Consider the following 21,767-nt stretch of genomic DNA (forward strand, 5'->3'; position numbering starts at 1 on the left):
CAATACACTTTATTTTTTTCATAAAGCTATAATTATACTTTTTTATTTACATGTATATTTAATTATAAATTATTACTTTTATGAAAGATGTATTTTTTTATTATATATAATAATGTTTTATCTAATTAATTTTATCAGAATCTAATTTTTCGATCCATTCAAATACTCGCTGCAGTATATTCTCACTGTCCATATCCTCAAAGAATATACCATTAACTAAATCATTATGATATATTTTTTTATTATGGAAAATGATACATTGTGCTAAATTGTTATTGAAACTATTAATTTTATTAGAGAAATTAATAGCATTTTCTACTTCACATACAGGATCGATTTCAGAATGCACACATAATACTTTTGTTTTTTCTGTTCCATCAACATGCCAATAGGGGTTAGCCAATTCTCTGTTATAGTCTTGTTCAAATAATTTATCAAGCATAGGAGATATTCTTTTATTAGTGCATACATTTAAGTCTATAGGTCCGCCTAAAGATACATATCCTTTGAATATATTTGAATCTATATTATACTTTTTATGCATTTCTTTATTATATACTAATAAAGCCCCTAAATGAGCACCAGCAGATGAACCCATTACTATAATATTTGAATAATTAATATTTTTTTCTTTTAATGCATTTAATCCCTTACTAAAACCTTCAAATACATCTTCTATTTGGCATGGATATTTATATTTTGGAGCTAGTCTATAACCTAAAGATATACAGTTAAAACCTTCTTTTGCTATACGTCTTCCTACAAATCTGTATAAATCTGCATTACCTTCTTTCCAGCCTCCTCCATGTATATAAACTATTATATCTTTTGATAGTTCCGTTTTTTTAGGAAAAAACAATATATACTGTCCTTTAAATTTTCCATATTTAGTTTTTTCAGGTTTTATATTTTTATCGGCTTTAAGAAAATTTATTGCTATACTAGGATAAGTTAAATATTCACCTATCATATTTTTAGATCTTTTTTTCTCATCCATAATAGATTCCTTACAAAGAGTATGTACTATAAATTATAGTAAAATAATATTCGTTTGTCAAAATATTAATTTATTTAAAAATAAAAATGCTGCAGTATAGATAAACACTGCAGCATTTACTTTTTATAAATATTATTTTTTATTCTTCTGTATTTTTTCTTTTTCTAGGAGAAGCAGATTTTTTTACAGCATTCTTTTTGCTTGTTTTTTCTTCTTCCTCATTATTTGTATCATCTTTTAGATTAAATTCTTTTTTAAGAGGCTTAATAGGAGTATTAAATACTTCTTCTTTAACACTTTTTACTTCGCCTTCTTGATAAGCTGAAGGATCTTCAAGTTCATCAGTACCTCTTTTAGGATCTTTACCAGCGTAAACTAATTTATCTTTAACTTTATCTAATTTAACTTCGCATATTCTTTCAATATCTTCTATATCAAGAGATTCTTTTTCAAATAATTCTCTTGATAAAGCCTCAAATTTATCAGCATTCTCAGCTATTAATTTTTGAGTTCTTGCATATGCTTTCATTACGAATTTATGAACTTCTTCATCTATCTTCTGAGCTGTTTCTTCACTATAATCTTTATGTCTTGCAATCTCTTTTCCTAAGAAAATAGGCTGTTCTTTTTGTCCAAAAGATATAGGTCCTAGTCTGCTCATTCCCCATTCGCATACCATTCTTCTAGCAAGTTCTGTAACTCTTTCTATATCATTAGAAGCACCTGTAGTAACAGAATCTTCTCCGAATTTAAACTCTTCCGCAACACGTCCTCCAAGAAGCAAAGACATTTCATCAATGGCCTTTTTTCTTTGAAGTGTATATCTTCCGTCAGAAGGCAAAGTCCAAGTAGCACCTAAACTTCTTCCTCTAGGAACTATAGTTACCTTATGTAAGGCATCAGTATTTTGAAGAAGTACAGCCATTAAAGTATGGCCTGCCTCATGATATGCAGTATTAAGTTTTTCTTTTTCACTTATTAATATGCTTCTTCTTTCAGGCCCCATCATAACCTTATCACGGGCTTCTTCAAAATCAGAAAGTTCAACTCTTGATTTATCATTTCTAGCAGCTATTAAAGCAGCTTCATTAACCATATTAGCAATATCAGCTCCAGAGAAACCAGGAGTAGCTCTTGCTAAATGGTACAAATCTATAGAAGGATCATGCTGTATTTTAGAAACATGAACTTTAAATATCCCCTCTCTTCCTTTAACATCAGGCAAATCAACTACAACTTGTCTGTCGAATCTTCCAGGACGAAGTAGGGCAGGGTCTAATACATCTGGTCTGTTAGTAGCAGCGAATATTATAATTCTAGTATCAGTATTAAAACCGTCCATTTCAACAAGCATTTGGTTTAAAGTTTGCTCTCTTTCATCATGTCCGCCGCCGTATCCAGCACCTCTAGTTCTACCAACAGCATCAAGCTCATCTATAAATATGATACAAGGAGCAGATCTTTTTCCCTGTTCAAACAAGTCTCTTACTCTTGAAGCACCAACACCTACAAACATTTCAACAAACTCAGAACCTGACATACTAAAGAAAGGTACATTAGCCTCTCCGGCAACAGCCTTAGCAAGTAAAGTTTTACCAGTACCAGGAGGGCCTACTAATAATACACCTTTAGGTATTTTAGCACCAAGTTTTGTAAATTTGCTTGCATCTTTTAAGAATTGTACAACTTCCTGTAATTCTTCTTTGGCTTCTTTACATCCTTCAATATCTTTAAATGTTACTTTTACATCTTCTTTGGTTAAAAGTCTTGCTCTGCTTTTTCCAAAACTCATAGCTCTGTTATTAGAACCTTGAACTTGTCTGAACATGAAAAACCAAAGTAAGAAGCCTATTAAAAGTATAGGAAGTAAATTAACAAGTATTATACTAAAATAACTAGGCTTTTCTGCTTCTCCTCTTACAGTAACATTATTATCTATAAGGAAATTAACAAATCCTGTTGCTGTAAATGGAATATAAGAATAGAAGTTTATTATTGTTTCTTTACCATTAACAACTTCTCTAGCTATACCATCTTTTATATTTTGATCTACAATAGTTACTTCTTTTACTATACCTTCTTTAACTTTTTGTACTACAGTAGAATAATCCCATTCCTGTGCCTTTACTTGCGGTGATTTTTGGAAATACATTATAGCCATGAATACAACCATAACTAAAAGCAGTATTATTATTATCTGATTTCCAACCCCGCCTCCGCTTGACTGCGGCATTGATGATTTTCTATTATTTTTACCTTTTTTACTCATATAATGCTATTCTCCAAATTTTAAATTGTCTTTATTTTATTTGTTAATTTTTAGGTATATCTAAAATAGTTCCATAACTATTAAAACATTGAGAAGCAAGAGCATTGACTCCTCCTCCTCTTTTTAAATAGCTATTTATTATTTTACCGTCTTTTTTTGCTACATTAGGATATTTTAAATTCATATAACCTAATATAAGTCCTTTACTTGTAGAAGAATGAATATAGGTTATAGTATCATCTTCTTTATCAATGTCTACAACTATACCAGCATGTGTAAGTTTTTTACTATCTGATGTAGTTCTGTCAAACATAATAATATCGCCAACATTCGGCAATGTTTCATTATACACCTTTTTATATTTAGATAAAGTTGCATATATAATTTTTACACCTCCTGAATCCATAACAGCTTGTTTTTCAAATACAGCTATATTAGAAGTCCAATAAACAGCAGCTATAAATCCAGAACAGTCAAACTTAAAAATTTTTTTCTCCTTTGAAATAGGATGAGTTAATGTAACTTTTTCATTGTATTTGTATTGCTTATCCAAATAAAAATTAGCCCATTTTATTATATCTTTTCGAACTTGTTTTTTCTGTCTATCTGTTATTTCAACTCCGCTTTCTCTTAATTTTGATTGATATTCCTTGTCATATCCATAAGTTTGGGCAAATATAAATGAAGATGTAAATATTGTTAATAATATAGTAATACAAAAACGCATAAAACACTCTTACAATAGAAAATTATTTTATAAGATATCAGCAAAAAGTCAAGACGATTTACAATATTCTTATTTTATTAATTTGGCTTTTCAAAAAGAGTACCGTAACTATTAAAACAGTATGATGCAAGCGAATCTTTACCGCTTCCTCTTCTTAAATAACTGTTTATTATCTTACCGTCTTTACTTGCTAAATCAGGATATTTTAAATTCATATATCCAAGTATAGTACCTTTGCTTGTAGTGGCATGTGCATATGTAATAGTTTCATTTTCATCAATATCTATTATTATACCAGAATGAGTAAGTTTTTTATTTGGATTAGTAGTTCCGTCAAAAAATATTATATCCCCTATATTTGGAAGAGTATTTTTATATGTTCTGTTTTGTTTAGATAATATGTAGTATATGTTTTCAGTTGAACCGCTTAATTTTATAGTTGGATTTTTAAAAGATGTCCAATAAACTGCTGCTACAAAACCAGAACAGTCAAAATTAACTTTCTTTTTTTCTTTTGTAAATGGATTAGTAATTGTATCGCTTTGATTATATTTATAGTGTTTATTCATATAAAAGTTAGCCCATTTTACTACTTCATCTCTTGTATTTGCTTTAGGGAATAACTGCTGTGAAAATGATAATAATATTATAAATAAAACGGCAATATAAAAACGCATTATATGACCTCCAAGATTTCATAAAATCAATTTTTAATATAAATCGGATTTTTAATTATAAATAATAGTTACATGTTATTATAATATAATTCTTTTATACTGAATTCTTTTGATTTAAGCCATTTTATTCTATATTGTATTGGAGTTATTATATTAAAGAATACAGATAAATAAGGATAGGCATTTTGAAACTGTATAGATAATCTAGTTTTAAATATATATTTATTATTATCATTTAGCCTATTGGCATTGACTATTTCTATTTTATTTATGTGATAAATATTTTTCATTAAATTATTAAGATTTGTATTCCTTGTTTCACGCATTGTTTCTGAATTTAGTACTACATATTCCTTTGTGAAAAAATCATAATATATCTTTCTATATAGATAAATCTCTTTTACGTTTTCATTGATTAATAAATTTTTCTTTACCAAATCTACTCTGAAATTAAAAAATACTATAATACCATTGTCTATATATTTTTCTATATTCTCATATAGGGAATTATTTAGTTCTGTATAAACATCAGCATATAAAATATCATCATATATATATCCTCTTAAAAAATGAAGCCTTAATTCATAAGAATATAATGATGATGATATAATTATAAATATAATTAATATATGTTTCATAATTTTTATTTAATTACATTATTTTATTTATAAATAAGTATATATTTCTAAATTAATAAGTCAATAATTATAAATATAAACTTATATCCATTCCTATTTTACTTTCCATTTTTTTATAGGAATATAATTGTTTTGAAGCATAATAATCATATTTTAATCCTATTATAATTCTATATATTTCAAATCCAATACCTACAGATATAGATGGACTAACTCTATTATAGCTATTTTTTATAGTGTAACTTCCATCATACATATTTCTAACTACATCATTTATTTTGTCATAATTCAATCCAAAATATAATCCAGTTATAAAACTAATTTCTCCCCATATAGGTACTCTGAAATCTGTACCAGCAAATATATTAAATAAATTTACAATATTAGATTTATCAAACCCAGTTATAGCAAAAGTAACTCCTCCATAAAATGTGAACCATCCATATTTATAATATGCTGAAGCATGCATTTGCTCAAAACCGGAATCCATAAAATCTTCTTTTTCTTTATCATATAAAGACGAATCTCCAAGTATATCTCCGCTTATATGTGAACATATATGTCTTAATGGAGTAAACCTTAATTTAAATTGATTATTATATATATAATCAAAGAACACTTCCACTTGCATATATGTTCCATACATCAAACTTTGTCCATAATATTGATAATAACCTTTTTTATACTTTGAAAGAAAGAAATGAGTTAAATACCCAACACCTATTTTAAATCTGTGTTTATCTTTATATTTAAATGCTATAGGAGTTACTTCCGTTGCAAGGGTAGGGTTATAAAAAAAATCAATTTTGTCAAAATTGAAATTTGGATTTGGATACATTTCTTTTGCATTTAACACTTCTCCTATCCAAAATCTAGTGCTGTACGAATTTGGATCAGTCCAACCTGAAAAATATCTGTCTGTTTTATAATTTTTCAGGGGATTAAATTCCCATTGAGTTTTAACAGTTTCTGTATAATTATCCATTTTTTCTTTTAATGTATTGTTATTCGTATTCTGTGAATATACAGTAATACTATACAGTATTAATATTATTATTGTTTTTAACACAAAAATCATAAACCTTATTCCTTAATAGATATCAGGACATAATACATTTATATTTTTTTATGTCAATAACAACTTTTAAAATATTAAACTTGCATCTAAACCAATTCTGCTTTCTATTTGTCTATATGAATATAATTGTTTTGATCTTGCATATTCGTATTTTACTCCGATTACGAATCTGTAAATTTCAAATCCTAAGCCTACGCTTATAGAAGGAGTCCATTCTTGATGTGTTTCATGTATTGGGTAACCTACCCCTTTTTTATCTCTTTTTATCTCACTTAATTCATCTAGGAAAGCACCTATATATACACCTGTTATCAAACTAATTTCTCCCCATATAGGAAATCTAGCCTCGGTTCCAGTAAAAATATTAAATACGTTAACTATATTTGATTTTTTATATCCTGTTATAGCAAAAGATGTTCCTCCAAAAAAACTAAACCAGCCCCATCTATAATATGCAGATAAATGTATCTGTTCAAATCCAACATCTCTAAATTCTTCTTTCTTTTTATCATAAAGTGTTTCATCTCCAAGTATATCTCCGCTTATTTGTGAGCATATATGTCTTAAAGGAGAAAATCTAATTTTTAATTTATTATCAAATATATAGTCAAAATATGCTTTTACCTGCATATATGTTCCATGTAGAAAAGTTGCTCCATATAATTGATCTTCTCCTTTTCCATAGCTGCTGAAAAATAATTTTAATGAATAAGCTACACCTATTCTAAACCTGTGTTTATCTCCGTTTAAATTAAATGCAATAGGTGCCAAATCTACAGCAAGTTTTGGGTTAAAATATAAGACTACATTATTTAAATTAAAATTGGGATTTGGATACAGATTTTTTATGTTAATAATATCTCCAAACCAGAAACTAGTATTATAATTTTCTGGATCTACCCATGGTGAAAAATATTTATCGGTTTCATATATTCTAAGAGGATTATATTGCCATTTTATTTTTACCTTTTTTTGTAGGTATTCATTTTATTTTCTAATGAATCATTATTATTTTGAGAATATAAATGTATATTGCATAGGAGTATTATAAATACTAAAAAAAAGATTTGTTTCATTTTTTATCCAATATGTTTTTATTTATATATGTTTATATTATTTTAATATGAAATAATGATATTTTCAATACAGTTTATATTTTCTTTGAAAGAAGGTTTATATAGGCTTCTGTTTCTATATCATTTTCTGATATGCCTATATCATTCAAGATGCATTTTAATTGATATACTTGATTATCTATTGTTTCATTTGAATTTAAGAATTCTATTTCTATAAAATTATCTAGTTTTTTTATTTTTGATACTTCTACTAAAGCATTTTTATATATAAAAGCATAGCCTTTTTTTTCTTTTCGTACATACTCTTTATATTTTTGTAGCTGTGATAAAAAATTAATTATAAATCTTGCTTTTTTCTTTGTTACTTTTATTTCTATTTCATCATTAACTTCAACACCATCAATTAATTTTCTATCTTTTGAACAAAAAGTATATTTTCCATGTTCTACTCTAAGTCTTATGCATTCGCTTGTTTTGATATTTCCACTTTTTATACTGCTTTCTTTGGCATAGTATATATCTTTTTTAAAATATTTTTTTTTGAATTTTGCATTTTGATACAAAAAATTTAGTACAGAATCAAAATCTTTTACATAAGCTTTTATTTCTATTTCCGCATTACCCATTGTTTTAATATACAAGAAAATTAAAAAATTGTCAAAATAAAATTACTCACTAAAAGTTTTAGTACTGTCATCAACATGTATTTTTTGTTTATCATAGATTAATGGAGCAACCTTTTCAAATACTATAAATAATGGTGATGATAATATAACTGTTAATGGAAGCCCTACAAGCAATTCGGCTCTTATTAATACAGCAACATTTGAAAGATCAGAATATATTGAACTTACTAAAAATAATGCTATAACTTTTATTAAATATCCAATTAAAGTTACAAATATTCCTGCTGCTATTTGTTTTATAAATATTCTGCTGTTGAAAAATCCTACAAAGAAACCAATATTTAAAAAGATCATAGCATAAGAACCAAATGTTGCACTAGATACTATATCCTGAAGTAAACCTATTACAAATCCATAAATCATTCCATCAAAAGAACCGTATCTAAAAGCTATAAAAGATAAGAAAATTAAAAGTAAGTCCGGTTTTGCACCAAGAGATATTCTTATCAAATCATAAGCAGGAGATGATTGTATTAAAAGCAAAATAAGCGAAGTTATAATAACAGTAATAGCTCTTTTCATTCATAAACTCCTATTGATTATTCTGCTCATTAGTATATTGTTCATCTTCATTTTCTTCATTAGCAAGCATAATAATTTCTTGATCTGGTATTTTCTTTATTACATAAACATTTTCTAAAGTTGAAAAGTCAACAGAAGGTTCAACATAAAGATCATGGAAAAGACCATAATTCTTTTTTTCAACTTTGAATATTGTACCTACTAATATACCTTTTGGGAATACTCCGCCCATACCGCTTGTAACTACTCTTTCTCCTTCTTCAACATCCATTTGTAAATCAATATATTGCAAGTGTGTTTGTGTAGATTTAGGGCTTTGACCAACCATAATACCAGTAGTTCTTGAACTTTCCAACATAACGGATATTTGGGATCTTTGGTCAACAAGAGATAGTATTCTGCTGTTATATCTTCTTACTTCAACAACTTTTCCAACAAGTCCTTTATAACCATTTTGATATGATATAACAGGCATTCCTACAACTATTCCATGGGCACTTCCCTTATTTATAACTATTGTAGTATAGAAGTTTTGAGGGTCTTTTGAAACTATTTCAGCGTATTCTAAAGGATATTCATCTGTAGGAGCTTCATTAAGTAATCCTCTAAGCCTTTCATTTTCAGCACTTAATTGTTCATATTCTAATGCAGCACCGCTTAATTCTGCTATTCTGTCTTTCAATATTTGCACCTGACTTTGTAGTGTAAATATATCAGTAATGCTTGTATAAAGATATACAAAAGCCCTTGAAATACTTTTTGTGGCACTTTGTATTGGATATACTCCAAGAGCATAAATAGATTTTATATCAAATACAAAATTACTTCTATTAAGCACCATAAACATCGCTGCTACTAGATTCAGCGTTATATATAATATAAGAATTTTATGTTTTATAAAAGTTTTCACATTATGAGTATCGGATATATTAATAAAATTTTAATATTTTTTCCGATTATGAATATCTTCTATAATTCTTTAAATTTTTAGTTTCTTCTATAAATTTTCCGCATCCTATAGCTACGCAAGTAAGAGGGCTCTCAGCAAGAATTACAGGCACTCCAGTTTCCATGGATATTAAATCTGTAAAACCTGGAAGCAGTGAAGTACCGCCGCTCATAACAATACCGCGTTCTACTATATCAGCAGAAATTTCAGGCGGAGTTTGATTAAGTACAGATTTAACCGCCTCTAATATCTCTAACAATATATCAGATATAGCATCTTTTATTTCAGCACTATTTATTGTTAATGTTTTAGGAAGTCCTGATACAGAGTCTCTTCCTCTAATGTCCATAGTTTTAGATATATCGCCTTTGTAAGCATGTCCTATATTAATTTTTATTTCTTCAGCAGTTTTTTCACCTATATATAAGTTGTGAGTTCTTTGCATGTATTTTATAATAGCATCATCAAGCTCATCGCCGCCTACACGTATAGACGCACTTCTTACCATACTTCCAAGTGAAAGTACAGCTACCTCTGTAGTACCTCCTCCTATTTCTATAATCATATTTCCATGAGGTTCATTAATAGGCATATCGGCCCCAATAGCTGCTGCTCTTGCCTGTTCTATCAAAAATATTGTTCTAGCTCCAGCCTGCTCGCAGCTTTCTCTAACCGCACGTCTTTCTACTTCTGTAATACCTGTAGGAATACCTATAGCTATTCTAGGTTTAACTAAAGTTCTTTTATTATGCACTTTATTAATAAAGTATCTTATCATTTTTTCTACAGTTTCAAAATCAGCAATAACTCCATCTCTCATAGGTCTTATTGCTGCTATAGAGTTAGGAACTTTACCTAACATTTTTTTAGCGTCATTACCAACCGCTATGACATTTCCAGTGCTTTTTTCTATAGCAACTACTGAAGGTTCTGCTAAAACTATACCTTCTCCTTTTACATATACTAAAGTATTTGCTGTTCCTAAATCAATTCCCATATCACTTGAGAACATATTATATAACCAATTAAACATATTGTTATAATCTCCTTAATGCTTCCATCGCTGGTTTATAAGAATTATCTATTTTTATAGCTTCTCTAAACATTTTTATAGCTTCAGTTTTTCTATTAGTTTCTCTATATAATGTTCCTATACTATAATATAAATCTGGATTTTTGTCATCTATCTCTAATGCCTTTTTATAAAAAAATTCACTTTCTTTAAAAAGACCTTGTCTGAAGTATAAATTTCCTAATTTTGAATAGCTTTTTACTTCTAAAACCTTATTATCATTAAATTTTCCATCCATTGATGATAATATTTGTATAGCTTTAGTATAGTCTTTATTTCCTTCATAGGCATTTGCAAGTTCATAATATAGTTCGGGATTAATAAACTTTCCATCACTTACATTTATCTCTCTGTCTATAGAATCTTCCAAATATTTAATTGCATCTTCATATAATCCTATTTCATAACAAATTTTAGAAAGTTCTATAGTAGTTGATGTTCTGCTGTCTCCATTATTTATAGCTTCTATATAAGAATTGTATGAGTCAATATAATATGATTTTCCTAAACTTTTATATCCGTATCCTAATCTTTGATATATAGCATATTTATTTTTAATAAAATTTCCTGTTAATAATAATTGTTTTGCATAGCGTATTATATTTTCGCTTGAAGATTTGATAATATCATCTTTATCAGCCCTTATAAGTATATCATAATATAAATCTATTCCAGTAGTAAGTATGTTTTTATCTAAAGGACTTTTTCCATATAGTTCATTAAAAATAAAAGATGCATTGTTATAATCTTCTAAAGCCATATAATCATATACATATTTTAAACGTTTTTTTTGTATATAGTTATTTATAAATAGATAAGTAAGTGTAACAAAGCTAAGGACAGCTATTAATGTTATTACAATAATATGTAAACTAATTCTTTTTTCAACATTATATAGATAAGGCATTATTTATTATACTATCCATTTAATAATTAATTATTATTTTCAACATTATTAGTAGTATTATTATTGTATAAAGAGAGTATTGTTTCTTTAGGATTAGTTAGAGGATCCGGAGATACTATGCATAAACCTTCTAATATTACACCATTTTGTATTATAAGTTCAGGTGTTCTGATTTCTCCTAATACTCTGCTAGTAGGCATAAGCATAACTCTATTTTTAGCCTCTATGTTTCCAATTATTATACCCTCTATTACAGCTGATGCTGTTTTTATGTTAGATTTAACTTTACCAGTTTGACCTACAAATACATTATCAACTTCAAGCTTTTCACCCTCATAGCAGCCATCTACTCTTAAAGTTCCGTTTAATGTAAATTCGCCTTTAAAATATGAGCCTTCACCTATAATAGAGTTAGACTCTGCATTTTCATTTTTTCTATTAAACATTAACTAAACTCCTAATTTTTAGTATATACTATGGAATTATTTATATTATTAAATTTGAATTTTGTATCAAGCCCAAACAACGATTCACTGTGTCCTATAAATAAAAAACCATGATCATTTAATATATCATAAAATCTGTTAACTGTAAGTTTAACAGATTCATTATCAAAATATATAAGCACATTCCTACAAAAAATAACATCCATATTAGACTGACTTCCTCTATGTCTCAAATTATGATAGTCAAAAGTAATAAGTTTTTTTATGTTATTTTTAACAGAATATTCACCAGAAGCTAGCTTATCAAAATATTTTTTTAAGTATTCTTCTGGTACATTTTCTACTTTATGTGCCTCATATCTTCCTTCTTTGGCGGCAACAAGAGAGTTCAATGATAAATCGCTAGCAAAAATCTTTATATCCGACTCTCTTAGCCCGGGAGTTTCCAAACAAGTAATTGCTATAGAGTATGGTTCTTCTCCTGTAGAACATCCGGCACTCCAAATTCTTATCTGTTCGCCTGTTTTTTTGTATTTTAAAACTTCTGGTAAAACATAAGTTTTTAACAAATTAAAATTAGGTTCATTTCTAAAGAATTTAGTTAGATTTGTTGTAATGTTATCTAAAAATTTTTTTAATTCTTCTTTGTCAGAAGATACAAGTTTATAAAAGTCCTCTACTTGTTCTATATTTTTCTCTTTCATAGAAGAAGCTATTCTGGACTCTAATATAACTTTATTTATAACACTAAAACAAATCCCGCTTTCTCTATATACAAAATCTTTAAATAGATCAAATTGTCTTTCTGTTAGTTTTAGTTCATTCAAAATAAATTATTCCAAATAAATTAATGAACATTATATAAATTATCTTACTTTTTTGTAAGAACCATTTTAATACGTTCAAGTACTTTTTTTCTATCTAAAGGTTTAGTAATATAGTTTTTAGCACCAGCTAAAAGAGCTTTTTTTACCATATCCTCTTTACCTAAAGCACTAACCATAACAACTTTGGCGTTTTTATCATATTCTATTATCTTAGTTAAAGCTGTAATACCATCCATTTTAGGCATTGTAATATCCATAGTTACTAGGTCAGGTTTGTATTCTTTATACATAAGTACGCCTTCCTCACCATTTTCAGCAGTACCAACTACATTATATTGTTCTGATACAAAAATTTGTTGTAACTGTTTAACTACAAATGCAGAGTCATCTACTATTAGAACTTTGAATGGTTTTCCAAATTCATTTATACCATCAGCTTCTTTTGTATTAATATCAGACATATTTAATTACTCCTTTTCTGATTCTACGGCAACTAATATATTAAAATCGCCAATAGAGGTATCTAGTTTTATATGCAGAAATTCCGAATCACTTATCGAAACTTCTAAATTCTTGCTTTTCATAATAACCGGCGGAGATATATCAACATCATACCCGTCAGCTTCTAATTTAGTAACTGAAAGACCTGCTATCAAGTTTACCAATTCTTGTAATGTAGATAGTGATAATTTATCAATATCTTTTATTTCTCTATCATTCATTAAGGAAACCATTTTTTTTGCTGTTTCCTCTTCCATATCAATTAAAAAGTGACCAATTATATCTTTTGATAAAGCTACTATGGCTATTAATCCAGATGTATTTAAAAAGTCTCCTTTTAATGTTATGTCACTTGTTTTTATACCATCTTTTATATAATTTGCTAGTATTTCATTAGATGCATCTGTAAATGGTCTTATATAGTCAAGTCTCATTTTTATACTCTTTTTATATACTAATTACTTGCGTATATTCTAACAATTTATCACTTTTTTTGCAAGTATACTTATAAAAGAAGTATTAAGATGCTTACCTTAAATATCGAAAAAAAAATAATTTACTTTATTACAATATTTTATTTGGTGTTTCTTGTAATATTTTTATGTTAGATATCTATTTTAAGCAACAAATAAAACTTATGATAATTGATATAATATCAGTAATATAACAATTTTTATTAATAAAATCTAATATGACTATTATATTATGTATTTTACACCATATTGGGAAAATTTAAAAAATGATTAGTTTTATATTTAGTTATGTAATTTTAAATACTAATTCTTAATTTTTTGTATAGAGTTTTATAAAAAATAATAAAAAGAAATATTTTTTATATATCAGTATTGTAATTTTATTAGGGAATAAAAAAAGAGCTTGAAAATAATTGTGAATATTTTCAAACTCTTTTTATTATCTAAAAAACCAGTAATTATTTTACATTTCTTTATAGAAATCTATATGACGCTGTAATTCATCAGGTAAAGGATTTCCAGTTTTTGTAAATTTGAAATATCTATTTTCTAATTCTGTAGCTCTTTTTGCTCTAATGTTTTTAAATCTGTTTGCTATTTCAGTAAACATAGGTTGTTTTGAAAGCTCTTCTCTTATGTTTTTAGCAAAAGGTACTTGTCTATACAATATTCCTCTAGCAACTCTGTTAAGTCTCATAATACCTTTGCTTTCATACCTTATCCATAAATTATAATCTGAAACAAATACTTCTCTTAAATTGTTTCTACACTTTTTAATTTGTATTTTTAATTTCTCTTTAGCTTCATCTGATAAGTTTCTATTCTTTCTGTAGAACTGAACATAATCACTATATTCAGAAGTTATAGACATTTGAGTAATATCATTCCAAGCAGGTCCTAACATAGTTTTACATAATTCCCATCTAAATGCCCCTATAGTAGGTATTAATAAAGTATCTATATCTTCAGAAGTAAAGATAGGGAATAAGAATCTTCCGGTACTATTTTTTTGTCTGCTTGAAAGTTCTTCCCACATTATAGCTCTTGAACCGAATGTAGGCATAAGTATTATATTAGGCAATACTTCTTGCATAACAAGTTCTTTTTCTATGTTTAGCTCTTTATTTTTGTATAATACTTCTCTATAGAAAGCTGAAAAATCTATATCTATTATTTCTTTTATAGATTTTTCCATGAAATCTCTTCGTATTAATGCTTTCTCAAAGTCTTTTGTTATCATATCTTTATGAAGTATAGGGAAATATATACTTACTTGTCCGTAACATAATCTGTGAGTGGTTTCAATCATATTTTCTACTTCGTATTCTAATCTTTTTGAAGAACTTTCCCAATGCTCTTCAAGTTGTTTGTCATTTATAGTACCACGTTTTTTTAATTCTCTTAATGCTTCTCTATAATCCTGTCCAAATCCATTAACAGAAGGAGGTTCATCTCTGTCATATATTTTTTTAAGCCACTCATCTATATAAAATATATTAATTTTTTTAGACTTACTCCTATCTTTTATTTCATAAAGATCCATTATTTGATTTGGTGTAAGTAGCTGATCATCCATGTATCCAAAATTTAAAAACATTTTTACAAGTTTATTACTTTCTCCGTCTATTATGACTCTTTTTGCCACTTCTTTATATATTTCAAAAAATACGTTTGTAACACCTCTTCTTATTTTTCTTACATCATCTTCAGTGCTGAATTTATCTCTTAATTTTCTAAATGCCTGTAAAGATTTCATAAAGTTTCTAGCTTTATCTTCATCAATAGATGACATTTCTATTAATTTTTTTGTAGGATTTTTTACTTCTTCAGGTAATGCCTCGAATCCTAAAGTAACTTTTATGTTGTCAGCTGACTCATTCATAGCATTTTGTTCATCTGGAGACAAGACTAAATTTTTAGATATTCTTTTTATTATTGAGTCAATTTCTTCTATGTCTATATTTAGATCATAATCATATTCTGCTTTAATTTTTTGATATATATCTTTTATAATATTTGACATATATTTAGAATATTTTACCCACACTTCATTATCTTTACCTTGTTTATCTAAATCCATAGCTATTTTAGTATATTCATTGAATAAAGATTCAGATTCATTTGAATATAAAAATAATATATTTTCTATTCCTTCTACAATTTCTGTTTTTAATAATGATACCATTTTTTTAAGACTTTCATAAAGCATATGAGAAGCATCTAAACTCATATTGGTATCATAAGTGAAAAATTGGGCTTTGATATTTTTTGGCATAGTTAAAAATCTTCTAACATAATCAATTTCAAATTCTAATTTTTCATAATTTTCTATTAATTGATTTTTATTATGCATATATATTTCACTATGATCTGTTCTTATAAAGTCAACATCGAAAGAAGTAGGAAAATTAAATCCTGAATTTATAGAATCTTCGTATATTTCTTTATAATTTTTAAATAACTCAGATTTTACAGGTTTTGTTTTTCCTTGCTGCAGATTGAAGTATATAACAGCAAGGTTTGAAGAATTTATTTTAACTTCTTCGTTTATTTTTTTTATTTTTATGTATTCATCATAACATCTCAAGATTAAATATGCTATAGAATGATATAAATTTGTAAGATAAGCTTTATTAGTATCAAAAAAAGTTTTAACTTGTTCTTTATTAGGTGTTTTTACAACGTATGCCTCGGTATTTTCTTTTGATTTAAAAGAAAACATATATTTTGAGTTTGTTTTATAACTTCCAATACCAATAATAATATTTTTAGGTATTGTAAATAGTTTGCAGCTGTACCTCATAATTTCGCTTTCATCTTCTATACCAAGAATTTCCTTTGATGATATGTAAACATCAATATCTCCATTAGTAATAATTGAAATATTTTGTACTGTCTGCCCTTCATGAAATAATATGCTGTTTGGTTTTAATTTTAAATTTCCATTTTCTTCAATATTTACACTCATAATTAATTACTCACTATATTTTTTATAATAATATTATCAAAATTATATATTATTTTTAAAAAATATACTAGTTTTTTAGTTTTTTCAAGGTTTTTTTGATTAAATCTCATCTTTTTTGGCGTCAAAAACATGTTTTTTTAAGCTCGAAATTAATAGTTTTTATTTTTTTGTATAAAACGTGTTATAATTATATTGAAACTAAGAAAATATATATTTTTTTTATAAAATTAGCTTTACAGGTATTGCGTTTTTTTAGCTTCATGCTATACTAATAAAACATTGATGATAAATAAAAAACATCAATGAGAAACACAAAGGTTCTTTGACAGATATATAAGAGCGTAGATTTTTAGAAAGTAATTTCCAACATAAAGACGGAAATCAGCATTGATAAAAATCTTCACTAGATAAAGAAAACACAATTAGATTGTGTGTCTTAGAGTAGAAACAATTAAGCGGAGCGTTACTAAAGAATTAGATAAGAAACAGCTTTAATTAGCTAAGTCTCATTCATGATATATTAAACTCTTTCTTTAATTAAAGAAGAAAAGGATAATATGGTCAAGTAAGTAAGGGCTTAAGGTGGATGCCTAGGCACTGGAAGGCGATGAAGGTCGTGACAAGCTGCGATAAGCTACGGAGAGAAGCAAATATTCTATGATCCGTAGATCACCGAATGGGAAAACCTATAGAAGTAAACCTTCTATATCATACACTGAATCCATAGGTGTATGAGGCGACACCCAGGGAACTGAAACATCTAAGTACCTGGAGGAAAAGTAATCAAAATTGAGATTCCCTAAGTAGTGGCGAGCGAAAGGGGAAGAGCCTAAACCGTAATAATGTCAAGTTGTAAGGCGTTGTTATTGCGGTGTTGTAGGGCGGTGAGTGATGTACTTACATGCATCGACTTTGCTTTATATGATAGTGGAACTGTTTTGGAAAAGCAGACCATAGTGGGTGATAGTCCTGTACACGAAATCATATAGACAAGGTTTTGCCGTTCCTGAGTAGGGCGGGGCACGTGAAACCCTGTTTGAATCTGGGTAGACCACTATCCAAGGCAAAATACTAACCAGTGACCAATAGTGTAGAGTACCGTGAGGGAAAGGTGAAAAGTCTCCCGTTGAGGGTTATTAAATAGAACCTGAAACCTTAAGCTTACAAGTAGTCAGAGGGTACCCTGCTAGCAATAGTAGAAGGCCTGATGGCGTGCCTTTTGTAGAATGAGCCTGCGACTTATAGTACGTAGCAAGATTAAGAGGTAATAGCCTTGTAGTCGTAGTGAAAGCGAGCCTTAATAGGGCGAAATTAGTTGCGTGCTATACGACCCGAAGCCAAGTGATCTACCTATGAGCAGTGCGAAACTCGAGTAACATCGAATGGAGGTACGAACCAGTGGCCGTGAAAAGGCTTTGGATGACTTGTGGGTAGGAGTGAAAGGCTAATCAAACTTGGAGATAGCTGGTTCTCTCCGAAATGTCTTTAGGGGCAGCGTTATGCGTTTACTTGCGGGGGTAGAGCACTAAATGGACTAGGGCCCTTAACCGGGTACCAAACCCAACTAAACTCCGAATACCGTAAGTTTAGAGCATGGCAGTTAGACAGCGGCGGATAAGCGTCATTGTCAAAAGGGAAACAGCCCAGATCCTCAGCTAAGGTCCCAAAATCTATGTTAAGTGGGAAAGGATGTGAGAATACTTAAACAGCCAGGAGGTTGGCTTAGAAGCAGCCATTCCTTTAAAGAGTGCGTAACAGCTCACTGGTCGAGTGTTCTTGCGCCGAAAATGTAACGGGGCTCAAACATAGTACCGAAGCTAGGGAATTATAGAGTTAATCTATAATTGGTAGGAGAGCGTTCTTTAAGCCGTTGAAGGTTCATCGTGAGGTGGGCTGGAGGTATAAGAAGTGAGGATGCAGGCATGAGTAACGAGAAAACGGGTGAGAAACCCGTTCGCCGCAAACCCAAGGTTTCCTAGGTAAAGCTAATCTGCCTAGGGTTAGTCGACCCCTAAGATGAGGCTGAAAAGCGTAGTCGATGGGAAACAGGTGAATATTCCTGTACTATGATATGTTTCGATGGAATGACACAGATTGTTTGCGTACGCGTTAGGTTGGTAGATAACGTCGAACAGTTTAGACTTGTAGCGAGTCAAATGCTTGCTGCTTTAAGGTTGAGACTGGATAGTGACTGGGCTTTCGGGTTCAGGAAGTTGCGTGAGCTAGGCTGTCGAGAAATAATTTCTAAGGTTAGGCATGTCATAATCGTACCGTAAACCGACACAGGTGGGTGAGATGAGTATTCTAAGGCGCTCGAGATAATCTTCCCTAAGGAACTCTGCAAATTAGTCTTGTAACTTCGGAAAAAGAGACGCTTGAATCTTGATAGCAATATTAGGAGGAGAGTCGCAGTGAAAAGGCCTGGCCGACTGTTTAACAAAAACACAGATCTCTGCAAACATGTAAATGGATGTATAGGGATTGACACCTGCCCAGTGCTGGAAGGTTAAAAGGAGAGGTTAGCGTAAGCGAAGCTTCGAATTGAAGCCCCAGTAAACGGCGGCCGTAACTATGACGGTCCTAAGGTAGCGAAATTCCTTGTCGGGTAAGTTCCGACCTGCACGAATGGTGTAACGATCCGGGCACTGTCTCGGGGAAGAACTCGGTGAAATTGAATTATCAGTGAAGATGCTGATTACCCGCAACAGGACGGAAAGACCCCGTGAACCTTTACTATAACTTGACATTGAGTTTTGTTTTGTGATGTGTAGAATAGATGGGAGGCTTTGAAGTGGGAGCGCCAGCTTTCATGGAGCCATCTTTGAAATACCATCCTTCGCAAAATGGGATTCTAACGATTAGCCGTTATCCGGCAGTCGGACATTGTCAGGCGGGTAGTTTGACTGGGGCGGTCGCCTCCTAAAGAGTAACGGAGGCGTGCAAAGGTCACCTCAAACCGAATAGAAATCGGTAGTAGAGTATAAAGGCATAAGGTGGCTTGACTGCGAGAGAGACATCTCGAGCAGGTACGAAAGTAGGTCTTAGTGATCCGGTGGTCCCGAGTGGAAGGGCCATCGCTAAACGGACAAAAGGTACTCCGGGGATAACAGGCTTATCTCCCCCAAGAGTTCATATCGACGGGGAGGTTTGGCACCTCGATGTCGGCTCATCGCATCCTGGGGCTGGAGCAGGTCCCAAGGGTTTGGCTGTTCGCCAATTAAAGCGGTACGCGAGCTGGGTTCAGAACGTCGTGAGACAGTTTGGTCCCTATCCGTTGTGGGCGTTGGAAAGTTGAGAAGAGTCATTTTTAGTACGAGAGGACCGAAATGAACGCACCGCTGGTGTATCTGTTGTTCTGCCAAGAGCATCGCAGAGTAGCTATGTGCGGACGGGATAACCGCTGAAAGCATCTAAGTGGGAAGCCTCCTTCAAGATTAACTTTCCCTATGAGTTTCGTTGGAGACTACGACGTTGATAGACTGCAAGTGTAAGCAGGGAAGAAATACCTGTTCAGCTGAGCAGCACTAATCAGACCAATGGCTTGACCATATTATCGTTTTCTTCTTACATTCTTAAATATAAAAAGAAATCATAATTAGGCAGAATGAGACAAATCTACGCTTCTATATATCTGGCAAAGATAACTTAAAACTTAGTTCTTTAATTTGCTAATATTATTTCGGTGACCATAGAGAAAGTGATACACCCGTTCCCATTCCGAACACGGCAGTTAAGCCTTTCATCGTCGATGGTACTGTAAGGGTAGCTTTACGGGAGAGTAGAACGTTGCCGGGTATATATTATATATTTTATCCCAATAGATTGATTTCTGTTGGGATTTTTTATATTTATAATTGTTTATACATATTAATTTTATTATTAATTCAGATCGATTTTAAATTGACTAGCAAATAAATGATATTATAACAGTTATTTGTACATATTGTGCAAATAATAAAATATTTTTCTTTTAAGAAGAGAGTTTTATGAATAGCAAAGAAAGAATTATAAAGATTATTAAACTTATAGCATATATATTTTCTTATATGATGGTTACTGTAGTTGCTTTCAATTACGGATATATGTTTTATGCTGTCAAATTTGCTGGTGCTTCTGCTCCTCCAAGTGTTTCTTTTATTTTTGCTATACCTTTTATTATCGCTATATTGGTATGTGTTATACTAATAAAAATTATAAAAAAGAAAATGAAATATTAATATTAATAGCAATTGAAAAATTATAAAAAATGAAAATTGATGATTTATTTTTTTATAAATTAATTTAAATGTTAAATGAGAACATTCTCGATTTAACATTTAAATTATATTTTTTATTTTATTTCTAATAGAACTTCTATTTCACAAGATATTTTTCCTGGCAATGAATTTGTACCTATAGCACTTCTTGCACTTAATCCTATTTCTTCACCAAAAATACTAATTAGTAAATTAGATGCTTCATTTATTATTTTAGGTTGTTCTGAAAAATCGTCTGTTGAGTTTACAAAAGCTAATATTTTGACAAATTTTTTAATTTTATTTAAATCTCCTAATTCTCTATTTAAAACAGCCAATATGTTTAACATACAATTATATGATGCTCTTTGACCATCTTCTATAGACAAATTATCTCCTAGCTTTCCTATAAGATTAATGTTTTTAGTTTCATCATCTAATATAGGGCCGCATCCAGAACAGTAACAAAATTTATCCCCAAAAAATACTACCTGAGAATAAACACCTCCTTTGCTTGGAGGATTTGGTAAAGTTATTTTTAGTTCTTCAAGTTTTTTATATACATCCATTTTTATTCCTTTATAATTTATTTTAAACAAAAAGTTGAATATTTATATTTTTATAATAACATAAATATTCATAAAATCAATATTTTTTATCATTAAAAGTATATTTTTTTACAATTTGTTTAAAAAATATAAAAAAATCATTATTTACTT

Annotated in this window: 18 protein-coding genes, 2 rRNA genes and 1 pseudogene; 3 read left to right on the plus strand and 18 right to left on the minus strand. The window is 29.5% G+C overall.

Going from position 1 to position 21,767, the window contains the following annotated elements:
• Positions 1–121 precede the first annotated feature (121 nt).
• The 17 genes and pseudogenes from T324_RS0111765 to T324_RS0111845 form a co-directional block, all read right to left on the minus strand.
• Positions 122–997: an alpha/beta hydrolase gene (locus tag T324_RS0111765; RefSeq protein ID WP_028330439.1), complete on the minus strand. Its 876-nt coding sequence runs from the start codon at positions 995–997 to the stop codon at positions 122–124.
• 139 nt (positions 998–1,136) lie between these two features.
• Positions 1,137–3,266 (minus strand): ATP-dependent zinc metalloprotease FtsH, encoded by a 2,130-nt coding sequence (gene ftsH, locus T324_RS0111770; protein WP_028330440.1) that lies wholly within the window; start codon positions 3,264–3,266, stop codon positions 1,137–1,139.
• Positions 3,267–3,309: 43 nt separating this feature from the next.
• Positions 3,310–3,993, minus strand: coding sequence for an NlpC/P60 family protein (locus tag T324_RS0111775; protein WP_028330441.1), 684 nt, complete (start codon positions 3,991–3,993; stop codon positions 3,310–3,312).
• Positions 3,994–4,070: 77 nt separating this feature from the next.
• Positions 4,071–4,670 (minus strand): NlpC/P60 family protein, encoded by a 600-nt coding sequence (locus T324_RS0111780; protein WP_028330442.1) that lies wholly within the window; start codon positions 4,668–4,670, stop codon positions 4,071–4,073.
• Positions 4,671–4,738: 68 nt separating this feature from the next.
• Positions 4,739–5,308 carry a DUF4390 domain-containing protein gene (locus T324_RS0111785; protein ID WP_028330443.1) on the minus strand — a complete coding sequence of 190 codons (570 nt, stop codon included), beginning with the start codon at positions 5,306–5,308 and terminating at the stop codon, positions 4,739–4,741.
• A gap of 67 nt (positions 5,309–5,375) precedes the next feature.
• On the minus strand, positions 5,376–6,386 hold the full coding sequence (locus tag T324_RS0111790; protein WP_028330444.1) for a hypothetical protein: 1,011 nt from the start codon (positions 6,384–6,386) through the stop codon (positions 5,376–5,378).
• Between the two features lie 66 nt (positions 6,387–6,452).
• Positions 6,453–7,462 (minus strand): annotated as a pseudogene (locus T324_RS17295) (hypothetical protein).
• A gap of 74 nt (positions 7,463–7,536) precedes the next feature.
• Positions 7,537–8,088, minus strand: a complete 552-nt coding sequence (locus tag T324_RS0111800) for a class IV adenylate cyclase (RefSeq protein WP_028330445.1) — start codon at positions 8,086–8,088, stop codon at positions 7,537–7,539.
• 42 nt (positions 8,089–8,130) lie between these two features.
• Entirely contained in the window at positions 8,131–8,670 is a 540-nt protein-coding gene (mreD, locus tag T324_RS0111805) for a rod shape-determining protein MreD (protein ID WP_028330446.1), read from the minus strand.
• A gap of 10 nt (positions 8,671–8,680) precedes the next feature.
• On the minus strand, positions 8,681–9,568 hold the full coding sequence (mreC, locus tag T324_RS0111810; protein WP_084548659.1) for a rod shape-determining protein MreC: 888 nt from the start codon (positions 9,566–9,568) through the stop codon (positions 8,681–8,683).
• 58 nt (positions 9,569–9,626) lie between these two features.
• On the minus strand, positions 9,627–10,652 hold the full coding sequence (locus tag T324_RS0111815; protein WP_038375237.1) for a rod shape-determining protein: 1,026 nt from the start codon (positions 10,650–10,652) through the stop codon (positions 9,627–9,629).
• 4 nt (positions 10,653–10,656) lie between these two features.
• Positions 10,657–11,451: a tetratricopeptide repeat protein gene (locus tag T324_RS0111820; RefSeq protein ID WP_245580702.1), complete on the minus strand. Its 795-nt coding sequence runs from the start codon at positions 11,449–11,451 to the stop codon at positions 10,657–10,659.
• A gap of 173 nt (positions 11,452–11,624) precedes the next feature.
• Positions 11,625–12,044 carry a bactofilin family protein gene (locus T324_RS0111825; protein ID WP_028330450.1) on the minus strand — a complete coding sequence of 140 codons (420 nt, stop codon included), beginning with the start codon at positions 12,042–12,044 and terminating at the stop codon, positions 11,625–11,627.
• A gap of 11 nt (positions 12,045–12,055) precedes the next feature.
• Positions 12,056–12,871, minus strand: a complete 816-nt coding sequence (locus T324_RS0111830; protein ID WP_028330451.1) for a CheR family methyltransferase — start codon at positions 12,869–12,871, stop codon at positions 12,056–12,058.
• 44 nt (positions 12,872–12,915) lie between these two features.
• A complete protein-coding gene (locus T324_RS0111835) occupies positions 12,916–13,332 on the minus strand; it encodes a response regulator (RefSeq protein WP_028330452.1) in 417 nt (138 codons plus the stop codon).
• Between the two features lie 6 nt (positions 13,333–13,338).
• Positions 13,339–13,806, minus strand: a complete 468-nt coding sequence (locus T324_RS0111840; RefSeq protein ID WP_028330453.1) for a chemotaxis protein CheX — start codon at positions 13,804–13,806, stop codon at positions 13,339–13,341.
• A 502-nt stretch (positions 13,807–14,308) separates the two neighbouring features.
• Positions 14,309–16,813, minus strand: coding sequence for a hypothetical protein (locus T324_RS0111845; RefSeq protein WP_028330454.1), 2,505 nt, complete (start codon positions 16,811–16,813; stop codon positions 14,309–14,311).
• Positions 16,814–17,372: 559 nt separating this feature from the next.
• Here T324_RS0111845 and T324_RS0111850 point away from each other — a divergent pair.
• The 3 genes from T324_RS0111850 (at position 17,373) to T324_RS0111860 (ending at position 21,030) form a co-directional block, all read left to right on the plus strand.
• Positions 17,373–20,362, plus strand: a 23S ribosomal RNA gene (locus tag T324_RS0111850).
• A gap of 129 nt (positions 20,363–20,491) precedes the next feature.
• Positions 20,492–20,608: ribosomal RNA gene (gene rrf, locus T324_RS0111855) — 5S ribosomal RNA — on the plus strand.
• A 191-nt stretch (positions 20,609–20,799) separates the two neighbouring features.
• Positions 20,800–21,030: a hypothetical protein gene (locus T324_RS0111860; protein ID WP_028330455.1), complete on the plus strand. Its 231-nt coding sequence runs from the start codon at positions 20,800–20,802 to the stop codon at positions 21,028–21,030.
• 113 nt (positions 21,031–21,143) lie between these two features.
• Here the strand turns inward: T324_RS0111860 and T324_RS0111865 are convergent, their stop codons facing one another.
• Positions 21,144–21,617 (minus strand): RidA family protein, encoded by a 474-nt coding sequence (locus T324_RS0111865; protein WP_028330456.1) that lies wholly within the window; start codon positions 21,615–21,617, stop codon positions 21,144–21,146.
• Positions 21,618–21,767: the final 150 nt, after the last annotated feature.

The organism is Brachyspira alvinipulli ATCC 51933, from assembly GCF_000518245.1.
GTDB lineage: Bacteria > Spirochaetota > Brachyspiria > Brachyspirales > Brachyspiraceae > Brachyspira > Brachyspira alvinipulli.